The following is a 12012-nucleotide window of genomic DNA, read 5'->3' as shown; positions in this document are numbered from 1 at the left end:
CATCCCCATCTAGGATCGTTCCCAGTTATAATAACCTTCGGCATGAGATTCTCTTCATAAAGTGCCACGTCGACTATGCCTTCTTCAAATTTCTTTTCCCACACTAATTCTAAGTTTATTTCTATCTCTCCTTGAACTGTTCCCTGCTCCTGAGCATAAAGCCCACTGCTGATTGCCGTTAAGGCGATGATTGTTGATATTAACACATTCTTCATAGTTACCTCTCTTTTGCTATTATTTTATGCATATATCTTACTAAATCAAGAAAATTTTCATGGTTAACAACAGTTCAAATATCTAAAAGAATCAACCTCTAAATAAAGCGTAAAAGTATCCAAGGTATCTGCTTGAATATAATTAATATTAGTTATTATGTAGTTAAAACTATCTGATTTTAAACTCTGGATTTTAATATTCTCTGCGGTCAAAGTTGTTGTATCCATCGCTTCAGAGAAACAACACCAGATTTTATGTTGTTTGGTTGGCACAAAGGCAAACCAATCAGATGAATAGGTCTGCTTGACCCTGGGGGCAAAGTTGTCGATATGGACCAACACCGACTCGGAATCGGCATTGTCACTGATATCATAAGCATAGACCTTGACCCAGTAAAAACCGTCCTTAAACCTCGCTACTTCTATTGAGTCAGCATCTACTGAATCAGGAAATGGAATACCAGCTGAATCTGCCCTCTGTTTTGTATTCCAGTAGCGGTCTTCTACTTGATTGTTTACAATCCGATTTGTTGCCCAGTAGTAGAAAGGACTTGCGGTTCGGTAATTATGACGGTCATAGACTAAGAGGACCGGCGCACCATTATTGGGTGGCTGGACCTGGGGGAAGGTGATGGTGGTATCAGAATGGAGCACATTGCCCAGGGTATCAGAGATGAGATATACTAACTGGTAGATCCCTGAAGTATTGTTCACCCCGCCTGAGGTCTGGGTATCCTGACAACAGGCCCGGATGTCAACCTTGCCATCAAGAACACCAACCAACTGCTGGGCAGTATCACCCTCAGACTCCTGACGCCAGAAATCGATTGAGATGGTGGGATTGCCGGTATCATCATAGCCCACCGGTCCACCATTATGAGAAAGGGGATTTTCATAGGGACCACCAGCAGGACCCACCTGAAAATGGAGATGGTCACCATCTGGTCCCGGCGTACCGTAATCCATCACATCACCAATTTGGGTTGGAGAAGTAGTGGTGGTATCAAGGATTCCTGTAACAGAATCCCCATTGTTGATTCTATTGGTTAAATGCATATAAACGTAACCTCCAACTCTTACATAATCTTCCCCAACAGGGACAATGGCTGAGTCAATTGAAGTTATTGAAAATACATCTGTTCCATTGGTAGCCGGGATATCTATTCCCCTATGAAATCTTGGAGTGGTGACGCTACCCCGTGCATCCCCAAGAGTAGCACTAACCTGATGGGCACTACCAAACGGCCTTATTGGCCAGGGATAAGTAGACAGCAACACAAGTAACATTACCATCATTTCAGCACCTCCACCTTAAGAATTGAAATTTTGCGCTTTGTGATATTAATTAGACCTATTTCTTTATCAATCTTTACAAAAGTTATCTTTTCCTGAGGATATTCTATTTTCCTTAGCAGATTACCAGTTTCGCTATCAAAGATAAATAAAGTTGAGCTGTGCCAATTTCGTCCTTTTTTTCCTATAATATATACAAAATCATTAATAACGTTCAATTCACTGAATTGTGGAATCTCCCAAGATAATCTTTTCTCTCGAAAGGATGGATCAGTAGCCCATTTTTCTTTGTGGAACCAAAGAAAATTTCCATCATTTACATCAATGCACCACAAATATCCCCTGGTTGATATCACAAATGCTTTCTTCTGATCTTCTGACCATTTAATGTCGTAATTCCCCGCTATTCCTAAACGCACTTTCCATTGCAACTCTCCTTGCCAGTTCAGAAAAAAAGCATGAACATCTTTTATCCCAAATGTGCCAATTATTCCTAAATTGTCCGCTATATCTGCTGCATTAGGCACCCACGATACCCAGCTAAATTCTCTTTGCCATAAAATTTTTCCTTTTTTTGTTGTAAGAATTACAGCTGTCTTTCTAAAATCCGAAGATCCTAAGACAACGTAATTGCCGCTTGATGAAAACTTTACTGCATTGTATCCTTCTGCTTTATCTTTAAAAGGATTTTCTAATCTTATTATTTCCTGTCCTAATGGGTCATAAAATATATACCACGATGCTGATTCTGGACCAAAAACAGCATCTGTGGCAATAACATACCCTTCCCTTGAAACTGCAATAAGTTCATTCTTATTCTTTTCCCATACAACCTCGCCATTCGATTTGTATAAAACTCCGCCTTCTTTTTCAGCTTCATCTTCATCGAATACCCATGATCTGAGAATATATCTCATATTTTCAGAATATATCACTCGTTCTCTCCGTGGTTGGATCAATTCCTTCTTTATCAATTCACCATTCTTCCTATAAAATCTAAGTTCTCTTCTACATCTCGGGTATTCTGAAACATCATAGCTCATTTTGCTGGCATCAGATATCAACACCACCTTGGGATAAGAAACCAGAACCTTCCCCTTTGCCTTTTCCTCTTCTGTAAACGCCTCCTCTTTCCAGCCCATCTGCTCTGCCTCTTCAATACTTACCGTCGCAGTGTCGAAGATTACATCCAGGATCTCCTCATCAAAGGTCTTCTCATAGACGACCTTGAGCCTGACTTTGGGCTCGTTTTGAACCGCACCCGGCTCCTGTCCATAAAGCCCAACCGTCATCAGGGCAATGATTATTGCCAAGAATACTTGTTTCATCTCAAACCTCCATTTGGTTGGTTATATTAAAACGCTGATAAAAATCAACATTTAATTCCTTTATATCCTCTTCAAAAAAATCATCAATTTTTATACAAATGATTAAAATTTTAGAATTTAAAAATTCATTTGAAATCTGGTATTTGTTATTTGGAATTTTCACTATATCCATCGGTTCAGAGAACTTGAACCATATTGTCTTCTGTTTATTCGACACAAAGGCAAACCAATCAGATGGATAGGTCTGCTTGACCCTGGGGGCAAAGTTGTCGATATGGACCAACACCGACTCAGAATCGGCATTGTCACTGATATCATAAGCATAGACCTTGACCCAGTAAAAACCGTCCTTAAACCTCGCTACTTCTATTGAGTCAGCATCGACGGAGTCAGGAAATGGAATACCAGCTGAATCTGCTCTCTGTTTGGTGTTCCAGTAGTGGTCTTCTACTTGACGGAATTTGATAACCATTTTATCCGAAACTTTATGATCGCAATTAAAGAATGACAAAAAGATAAATAGCATAAATAAAATATGGCCGATTATCTTCTCCATCCTACCCCCTTATCATCAATAAATTTAACCCTGAATGAATGTGGTGCGGGAATAATATCTTCAACCGCAAAAAAGCTGATATTTCTCTCAAAAGATTACTTTCTGCATCATTATCATTGCGCATTATCTCTTTCATAACAACCCCTATCCAATGATAAATTATGATAAAATTTTATCATTTGTCAATGCCAGGACTTTCATCGGGAGATTCTTTGTCCGCCTGCGGCGGAGGGGAAAGGGCTAAGGGCGGAGGGCGGAGGGAGCGGTGCTGGATGAAAGATCACCCCCACCTTAATCCTCCCCCATCAAGGGGGAGGAGAAGAGGGGAAAGGGAGAGCGGGGGAAACGGAGAATAAAGGCATTTCGGAATTCGAATTTCGGAAAGAAACAGGATGTTTAGAGCGTTTGGAGAGAGATTCTTCAGTCGTCTGCCTCGGGCAGACTCCTTCAGAATGACAGGGGAGAATGGGTGAAACGGGGAGCGGGTGAAAGGGAGAAACGGTGACAGGGTGAATAAAGGCATTTCGGAATTCGGATTTCGGATTTGGAAAGGAATAGAGCGTTTAGAGCGTTGGGATCGTTTAGATCGTTGAGATCGCTTGGAGCGTTAGGTAGGGAAAGGGAGAAACGGAGAGACGGAGAAGCAGGGAAAGGGAAGATAGCGGTGCTGGAAGGGATGCACTTCGTGCATGGAAGAGAGCAATGCTGGATACTTGCTACTGGATAAAAAGATTTAGTCATTGAAATTCTTCGCCCTTGGATCATCTTGACGTGATTATCATTAAGGTTATAATAGGATATGAAGATCGGACTCATCGGCTGCGGAAAAGTCGGAACCACCATATTTTATCTCCTTAAAAAAAACAACCGTATCATAGGAGTCTACGATAAATTGCGAAAGAATCAGAACCGCGCCGTGAAATTGCTGGGGTTCAAACAGAATCCCTGTTTTACCGAACTCTGCACAGAGAGCGAAGCGCTTTTCTTCGCCACGCCCGACGATCAGATCAAAACCGCCTACAATAAAGCAAGGCCGTTTTTCAAAGGCAAAAAAGTTGTCTTTCATTTCAGCGGTATATTATCCTCTTCTATCTTTAAAAAAGAAAAGAACATCTCCCGGGCTTCAGTGCATCCATTCAGCTCATTTCCAGAAATCACTCTTCCGCCGCCGGAGAAAAAATTCTTTATCTTTGTTGAAGGAGACAAAAAAGCCGTAGCCGCGGCAAGAAAGATCTTCAACAGCAAATCTTTTGTTTTCAGAAAAATAGACCGACGTAAAAAATCAAAACATCATCTGGCTGGAGTCTTTTCTTCAAACCTTCTCGTCGCACTTATTGCAGCGGCTTGCGACCTCGCCCGGCAGGCGGGCTGGAACAAAAAGGATCTTAATGATATAATCTTTTCGATTATCGAAGAGACCCTCCATAATGTAAAGAAAAAAGGATTAAGGAACGGCCTGAGCGGCCCCCTGGCACGGGGTGATGTCAAAGTGATAAAAAAACACCTGAGGGCGCTCAAAAAAGAAAAAAAATTACTGCGGGTTTACAAAGCATTGTCCGCTCTTATTATCCACAATATCCTGACTCCGAATGAACGAAAACAGATGTCTGAACTTGACTTTTAAAACAAGAAGCGTAAAATTGCCTATGAACAAAAGCGGTTTTGCAATACTGACAACCCTCGTTATTCTTTCCTGTGCACATAAGGCTCCGCCCCTGTTCAAGGATCGTGTAAAACCGAAGCTCCAAAAGATTCAGTCTTTGAACAATCGACAGGTACAATTTGTCTTCTCAGAAGATATCGATACCCTCGGCCTGACGCCGGATTGGTTCACCATCACCAGCAAAGAAGAGACTCTCGGAATCATCACCATTTACCCGTCACTCTCGGCGTCCGAACTCGTTGCCGTAACCGAACCGCAGATTAAAACAGAATATGATGTCACCGGCTGGGCATTCGACACCGCCCAGAACAAAGGAACTTTCTCCGCGTCATTTATCGGCTCTACAACACCCGACACCATTGCACCGCGGATCGTCGATTATTCCAAAGGACATAACCAACACGATTTCAAAATAGCTTTTTCTGAAGCAATGGATACTTCTTTTCTCGAGTACTACATCATCCCGAAAAAGAATCTGACACCGGTGTGGTTGAATCTCAGGGTATGTCGATTTACTCCTGAAGCACCGTCTGAATCACTCCATTATGATACGACTTATTATCTTTTTATCAAAAACGGAGTCCGTGATATCAGCGGCAATACGCCGCTTCCGTTCATCACCAGCGTCACGCCGGATTCAATCCCTCCACCTTTCCAGTTGAAGGCGGAAGTTCATCTGAACGACACCATTGTCAAAAACGGTTACGCACTGCTCAAAAAACCCCATATTGCGGGAATCACCTTTGTCAAAGACGGTGGATTCTCATTCAGTGTTCGGGACACCGGTGCTTATGAAGTTGAAGTCATCAGCGGTGAATATTCAGGAAGTGCTCGTATTCGAGTGGATACCACGAACATCATAAACCTGGAACATAAAAAAAAGAACCTTGATAATATTATTAATTAGTATCATCGCCATCGGGCTTACCGCCCTTTTATACTACAGGAATATACATCTTGCGCCGTTACGTATTATTGCGATTGTTATATTCTATCTTTTAATTTCGGGTGCCTCCCTTTCATTCAAGATACCGACGAAAACCCAAAAACCTCTGCTGCTTGTCGATTGCTCGGCGAGTATGTCGGATAACTTCCCTTTGATTTTACAAGAGATCAAAAAAATCGATTTTCCGCATAGAGTGCTTTTCTTCAGTGAAACCCTCTATACATCGATTCCTGCGGAGAGTATCCCGTCGGGTTCTTACACGGATATCACCGGAGCCGTACTTAAAGTTTCAAAAGAAGCACCTTTCATAATACTGGTCTCCGACGGAAATCATAATTACCATCGACCGGACTGGAACAAAATCGGCAAAAGCTCAACTCCTGTTTATTGCTTCGGCATCGGAGGAACACCGGGCAAAGATCTTGCGATCGTCGACCTTTTGTATCCTGAGTACGGCTTTGCTGGAGATTCATTCAATGTCAAAGTCATTGTCCAGTCACAGGGCTTCAAGAATGGCAGAGGAAAGATCAAATTACGTTCAAAAAACAAAAAAATAAAGATCAACCGTTCTTTTCCCCTGACTGAAGAACCGACAAAAAATGAAGTGGATTTCAAAATCTATACCCCGTATCCGGAAACACTCTTCTTCTCAATCGATTTACTTCCCCAGGCAGGTGAGGAAACATATAAAAACAACAACCTTTCTTTTTCCATTCAAATATTGAAGGGGAAAATAGATGTGCTTTACTATACAGAACACCTTTCTTTCAACACCAGGTTCATCTTCAGGGCGCTTTCCGCTGACCCATACACCAACCTGATTCCTCTGGTAAAAGTGGCACCGCAGAAGTACATCAACTTAAACGACTATAAAGAGCAAGGAGCCTTACCGCCTCTGGACAAATTCGATGTTCTCATTCTGGACAATGTAAACAGCGACAGCCTTCCCTGGCAGAATCTTGGCGAAGAGGTAAAACGGGGACTCGGCCTCCTGCATATAGGGCTCACTGAAGGACGCAATCCTTTTCTGCGCAACCTTTTGCCGATCAGTACAACCGGCTTTCCGATCAAAATTCAGGAGAAGATTGTAATAAAAGAACCCTTTTCGTGCCTCATCCCCGGAGATGATTACCCGCCGTTTTCATATATCAACCGGGTTATCGGCACAAAAAAGGAAAGCGTGATTCTCGCGGAAGCCGGTCGTATCCCGATCATCGGATACCTGCGCCAGGGCCAGGGTATTATCTTTCAGATAAACGGTGTCGAGATCGGTTCCTGGCATTTTCTTCAGACGGGATTGAAGCAGAAAGACTTATTAACTCCGCTGCTCGGTGATATCATCAGATTCATATCGACCGCCGGCCGCAATCGACGACTCATACTCAGCTCACTCCGTAAAAATTATTCCATCGGAGAAACCATCGAATTATCCCTGCAGAGCTACGATCGCAACTTCAAGCCCTGCGGCGGTGGTGAATTTTATGTCGATCTTTTCGATAAAAAGATACCCTTCTTTGAAACCCGTCCCGGGATATACAAAGCATCTTTCCCGGCGCCGCAGAAAGGAACTTACAAACTCACCGCCTCAGGTAATCTTGGAGACGAAATTCTGACGAGCAATGAACTGATACTCAAGATAAAGCAAGGTGATCTCGAAAGCGAACACAGCCTTAATAAAGAATTTTTAAAGACACTGGCGTTGACGACCGGTGGAAGATATTCACCTTTTGACAGCCTGGAAAGATTCAGCATGCCGGTTGTGCAAAAATCTTATCAGGAAAAGAGTTTCAATTTCAACACCCCCCTGAGTTATTTCCTGATCTTTATTCTGCTGACGGCTGATTGGTTTCTACGCAGAAGGCGGGGTATAATATGACACCGCAGGATTTAGTGGCACGTGGTATCTCACCGGAACTGGCTGTATTTTTGACCTCGATGTTGCCGATCATTGAATTGCGGGGCGCCCTGCCCATGGCGATCGCGATCTTTCACATACCGTGGTTCAAAGCACTGATAATCTCTTTTGTCGGCAACTTGATTCCAGTACCTTTTATCCTCTGGCTGCTCGATCCGGCGGTTAAACTTTTGTCGAAGATAAGACCGTTTCAAAAATTTTTTAAATGGCTCTTTGAAAGAACACGACGTAAAAGCAATCGCGTCATTGAAAAATACGAAGAACTCGGCTTGCTTGCATTCGTGGCGATTCCCCTTCCTGGAACCGGTGCCTGGACAGGTGCCCTCATCGCCTTTCTCTTTGGCCTTGAATTCAAAAAATCGTTTCTGGTAATCGCCACAGGAGTCCTGATCGCCGGAATCATCGTAACCACACTCTGCCTGCTCGGTTGGGTGGGAGCCGTGATTGCCGGAGCGGCGCTCATCCTGCTCGCCCTTTTAGGATTCTGGAAATTATAAAGGCGCAAAGCGCAAGAAAAGAAGAGAAGTACAGCAGCACCCTTAAACCGAAAAAAGTGACGAGTCCGCCGAGGAGGGGACCGATGATTCCGGAAAGGCCGAAGATTGAATTCAAAACTCCTGTAGCCGTCGATTGTTCGGCATTGTGCTTTAAAAGGTGCTTCATTGAACCGAGATAAAGATTTGCCCAGGAAAAACCGAGGAGCGCCTGTAATCCAATCAGATAACCCCAGTGCGGTGCCACTGCATATCCCAGGAAAGTCAGGGAAGAAGAAACGAGTCCTGTGGTGATCAAACGCGAACTCTTTAATCGGGCGGGCAGAAGCATAAAGGTCACCTGCATAAGGGGATTGACCGCATAAAGAATTCCGATTCTGAATTTATCCACACCGAGAGTGGTAAGATATATCGGAAACACCGCCCAGATCGCCGAAGCGGCGCTGTGTCTGATTAAATAGGGAAGATAGACATCGATATTCTTTTTGATGATTTCATAGGGGAACAGTGGAACAGATAATCTCTTTTTCTGCTCTTTGATGAAAAATGAAAGGAACAATCCGATAAAGCAGAGGAATGCCGCGGTCGTAAAGATTATGAAGTCTTTCTTCAAGACCCCTGCCAGGATGCTCGCCACCATAAATCCGAAAGAACCCGACGCCGTAAAAATCCCCACCGAGCCGCTTCCGACCAACGCCGCAAGGGGACCGGGAATCATTCCTGAACCGATACCCGCCAGTCCCCGCAGCACATACAAAGACGAAATATCACCGATGAAGTTATGTGCGAATAAAACCACCCCTGAAATCAAAAATCCGAGAATCACGACCTTTTTTCTACCCACGGTGTCGCCGAGCCGTCCGAAGATCGTTGAAGAGAACAGCACGACCGCATTATAAAGGGTGAGAATCAGGGAGATGAGAAAAAGATTATCGGTATATTGACGGGCGATTAATGGTATAAATATAATGGGTAAGGTCCAGGAAGCGAGAAAGAAAAAATTGAGGAGCGCGGGTATTTATAAACCTCCTGGCTTGGTAACGGGTATATTTTTTTTACATAACGGGCATTCTTCAGGTTTGTAGTTTATCACCGACTTTTTATATATCGCGAAATAATCAAACGGTAGTTTCTCAATACTGCGGTCGATCAACACGGCGATCCCTTTTATCTTCGCCTGTTTTTCTTTTACGGCATCGATCGTTTCTATAATGGACTTTCCCGTTGTCATCACATCATCGACAATCAAAATATTTTTGTCTCTTATGTCAAAGCCCCGTCCAACACGCCTTTTACCGTCCCGCTCTTCGGCAAATCCCGCATACGTGGTTAATTGTCGGGCGACTTCGAATGCTATAATGATGCCGCCGGTCGTCGGACCGATAACCCACTCGATTTCACTATCTTTATATTTCTCGACGATCATTCTGCACAGCTTCGTCGTTGCATCGGGGTTCTCGAGGATACGGAATTTTTCAAAATAGAACCCGCTGTGTAATCCTGAATTCAAGACAAAATGTCCTTCCTGCAAGACCTTTAATTCTTTAAGCAGTTTTTCTATCTCCATCTCCAATCTCCTTGATAATCTTTTCCACCGCCTCTCTGGGATCAGCCGCTTTGACGATCGGTCTGCCGATAACGATATAATCAGCTCCTCTCTGTATTGCCTGACGCGGAGTCGTCACACGCGCCTGGTCGTCGGCTTTTACGGTCTGGAATTCAGGCCTGATCCCGGGTGTAACGATCAAGAGATCTTCACCGCATTCTTTACGAATCGGCTCGATCTCTTTCGGTGACGCGACAACGCCGTCCAGCCCCGCACTCCGTGCCAGCTGGGCGAGAAAAACCACCTGTTCAGTGAGGGTTCTCTTTAAATCGCCGAACAGGTCTTTGAAGTATGCCTCGTCGATACTTGTCAGCACTGTAATCCCCAATAACTTCGGCCGATTGATCTTCTTGAGTTCGGAAATCATCAGGGTTGCCTTTACTGCTTCTTCGAGCATGGAGAATCCGCCGCTTGTATGAATGGTAATGAAGTCCGCTCCTCTTTCCGCCGCTCCTTCACAGGCACGGGCGACGGTATTGGGGATGTCGTGATACTTTAAATCCAGCATTATCCTGCAGTTCTGTTCTTTAAGAAAATCAATGAGCTCCAATCCAAAGTAAGTAAAGGGCACCGCACCCACCTTATAAAAATTTACGGCTCCTTTTAATTGAACTACAATCTCTTTAATCTTTTCAAAATCGGTCAGATCAAGGGAAACTATCAAGTGCTCTGCGGGCATCAAACCTCCTTTCATCCCCTCCGGCATTCTTACTCTTTATTACTCCGCTGTCAGCTTCTTCAATTCTTTAATTATACGCAGGGGTGCGTATGGATCGCGAAGCATCGCTGAGCCGACGGCTACTGCAGAGGCGCCGGCAAGCAGAAATTCATAAGCATCCCTGCCCGTCATGATTCCGCCCATTCCGATAATCGGAACCCCGATATCCCTGATGCGATTTACACAGTAAAGCGCAAACGGCTTTACAGCCGGACCGGAAAGTCCGCCGACAATACGTGGTCTCTTAGTTTCAACATCGAACGCCATGGCGTAAAGTGTGTTGATCAACGAAATTCCGTCTGCCCCGGCTTCAACACAGGCTTCGGCGATCTTCAGCGGATCACAAAAATTAGGCGTCAATTTTACAATCAGCGGCAGGGTGGTCTTTTTTCTCACGAAAGCAACAATCGATGCAGCGATCTCAGGATCCTGACCAAAAGCGGCTCCTCCTTCTGCCACATTGGGACAGGATATATTCAGCTCAAAACCGTCCACCCGTGCACCGATCTTCTCTATGATGGCTCCGAATTCTTCTTTGCGGAAACCGGCGACATTCACAAATATCTTCGTCTTCAATCTCTTTAACTGAGGCAGAATCTTTTGGCAGAAAAGATCCACCCCCGGGTTTTCCAATCCCACACAGTTGATAAGGCCACAGGCGGTTTCCTGGATTCTCGACGGCGGATTACCTTCTTTTGGTTCGAGTGTAATCCCTTTGGTGAAGACCGCACCGACTTTGTCGGCAACGCTTTTGTATTTCAAACCGAAACCGAAAACCCCTGACGCCGTAAAAACCCGGTTTTTGAATTTCAAACCGAAAATCTCAATCATTGAACTCGATATCCTTCAACTCGAAAACAGGGCCGTCTTCACAAACCCTTCTGTACTTTCCCCGGTATCTTATCGCACAGCCGAGACACAGACCACAGCCGCATCCGAAGATATCTTCACAAAAGGCATAAACGGGTAAAGGCAATTTTGATTTCTGGAGTTCGATCAACATCGCCTTTGGTCCGCAGGCGTAGACCACTTTGTAATCATTAATCTCGATATTCTTCAATACATCAAGGGCGGTCATTCTCTTTCCACCGCCTTTTTCAGAAACAAAGATCGAGGCGGAACTCATCTTTTTTATCTCTTTCTTCAAGATGAAATCCGAATCGCTTTTTACGCCGTAGATAAACGTAAAATCAATCTTCTTTTTCTTAAGATGCTGGGCGAGGTAATAAAGCGGGGCGACGCCGATACCTCCTGCAACGATCAAACTCTTCCCCCGAT

Annotated in this window: 13 protein-coding genes; 4 read left to right on the top strand and 9 right to left on the bottom strand. The window is 44.2% G+C overall.

The window, feature by feature from the left end; genetic code table 11:
* The 4 genes from ENI34_07255 to ENI34_07240 form a co-directional block, all read right to left on the bottom strand.
* On the bottom strand, positions 1 to 215 hold a 215-nt coding region (locus tag ENI34_07255), incomplete at its 3' end, for a hypothetical protein (protein ID HEC78923.1).
* Between the two features lie 63 nt (positions 216 to 278).
* Entirely contained in the window at positions 279 to 1511 is a 1233-nt protein-coding gene (locus ENI34_07250; GenBank protein HEC78922.1) for a hypothetical protein, read from the bottom strand.
* Complete coding sequence (locus ENI34_07245; protein HEC78921.1) at positions 1508 to 2836, bottom strand: hypothetical protein; 1329 nt, start codon at positions 2834 to 2836, stop codon at positions 1508 to 1510. Before ENI34_07245 ends, ENI34_07250 begins: the two co-directional genes overlap by 4 nt.
* Position 2837: 1 nt before the next feature.
* Positions 2838 to 3392 carry a hypothetical protein gene (locus ENI34_07240; protein HEC78920.1) on the bottom strand — a complete coding sequence of 185 codons (555 nt, stop codon included), beginning with the start codon at positions 3390 to 3392 and terminating at the stop codon, positions 2838 to 2840.
* Positions 3393 to 4191: 799 nt separating this feature from the next.
* Here ENI34_07240 and ENI34_07235 point away from each other — a divergent pair.
* From ENI34_07235 to ENI34_07220, 4 genes are read left to right on the top strand one after another with little or no spacing between them, the layout of a single operon-like run.
* The gene (locus tag ENI34_07235; protein HEC78919.1) at positions 4192 to 5016 is read left to right on the top strand and encodes a DUF2520 domain-containing protein; all 825 of its coding nucleotides are present in this window, start codon (positions 4192 to 4194) and stop codon (positions 5014 to 5016) included.
* Positions 5017 to 5038: 22 nt separating this feature from the next.
* Entirely contained in the window at positions 5039 to 5962 is a 924-nt protein-coding gene (locus ENI34_07230; GenBank protein ID HEC78918.1) for a hypothetical protein, read from the top strand.
* Complete coding sequence (locus ENI34_07225; GenBank protein HEC78917.1) at positions 5943 to 7877, top strand: VWA domain-containing protein; 1935 nt, start codon at positions 5943 to 5945, stop codon at positions 7875 to 7877. Before ENI34_07230 ends, ENI34_07225 begins: the two co-directional genes overlap by 20 nt.
* Positions 7878 to 7903: 26 nt before the next feature.
* Entirely contained in the window at positions 7904 to 8413 is a 510-nt protein-coding gene (locus tag ENI34_07220; protein HEC78916.1) for a small multi-drug export, read from the top strand.
* Here the strand turns inward: ENI34_07220 and ENI34_07215 are convergent.
* The 5 genes from ENI34_07215 to ENI34_07195 all read right to left on the bottom strand — a co-directional run.
* A complete protein-coding gene (locus tag ENI34_07215; GenBank protein ID HEC78915.1) occupies positions 8376 to 9428 on the bottom strand; it encodes an MFS transporter in 1053 nt (350 codons plus the stop codon). The genes ENI34_07220 and ENI34_07215 overlap by 38 nt on opposite strands.
* Positions 9429 to 9977, bottom strand: a complete 549-nt coding sequence (locus ENI34_07210; GenBank protein HEC78914.1) for an orotate phosphoribosyltransferase — start codon at positions 9975 to 9977, stop codon at positions 9429 to 9431.
* A complete protein-coding gene (locus ENI34_07205) occupies positions 9955 to 10722 on the bottom strand; it encodes an orotidine-5'-phosphate decarboxylase (GenBank protein HEC78913.1) in 768 nt (255 codons plus the stop codon). Before ENI34_07205 ends, ENI34_07210 begins: the two co-directional genes overlap by 23 nt.
* 12 nt (positions 10723 to 10734) lie before the next feature.
* Positions 10735 to 11565 (bottom strand): dihydroorotate dehydrogenase, encoded by an 831-nt coding sequence (locus tag ENI34_07200; protein HEC78912.1) that lies wholly within the window; start codon positions 11563 to 11565, stop codon positions 10735 to 10737.
* On the bottom strand, positions 11558 to 12012 hold a 455-nt coding region (locus tag ENI34_07195), incomplete at its 5' end, for a hypothetical protein (protein HEC78911.1). The genes ENI34_07195 and ENI34_07200, both read right to left, overlap by 8 nt.

The sequence above is a fragment of the candidate division WOR-3 bacterium genome (assembly GCA_011052815.1).
Taxonomy (GTDB): Bacteria; Hydrothermota; Tepidihabitantia; order SM23-42; family SM23-42; genus DRIG01.
The sequence above is the reverse complement of the archived record's forward strand: the minus strand, read 5'-3'. Positions and strand labels throughout refer to the sequence as shown.

Coding starts and splice junctions, on each gene's coding strand:
- ENI34_07250 (HEC78922.1), bottom strand. CDS start 1,511: ATGATGGTAATGTTACTTGTGTTGCTGTCTACTTATCCCTGGCCAATA.
- ENI34_07245 (HEC78921.1), bottom strand. CDS start 2,836: ATGAAACAAGTATTCTTGGCAATAATCATTGCCCTGATGACGGTTGGG.
- ENI34_07240 (HEC78920.1), bottom strand. CDS start 3,392: ATGGAGAAGATAATCGGCCATATTTTATTTATGCTATTTATCTTTTTG.
- ENI34_07235 (HEC78919.1), top strand. CDS start 4,192: ATGAAGATCGGACTCATCGGCTGCGGAAAAGTCGGAACCACCATATTT.
- ENI34_07230 (HEC78918.1), top strand. CDS start 5,039: ATGAACAAAAGCGGTTTTGCAATACTGACAACCCTCGTTATTCTTTCC.
- ENI34_07210 (HEC78914.1), bottom strand. CDS start 9,977: ATGGAGATAGAAAAACTGCTTAAAGAATTAAAGGTCTTGCAGGAAGGA.
- ENI34_07205 (HEC78913.1), bottom strand. CDS start 10,722: ATGCCGGAGGGGATGAAAGGAGGTTTGATGCCCGCAGAGCACTTGATA.
- ENI34_07200 (HEC78912.1), bottom strand. CDS start 11,565: ATGATTGAGATTTTCGGTTTGAAATTCAAAAACCGGGTTTTTACGGCG.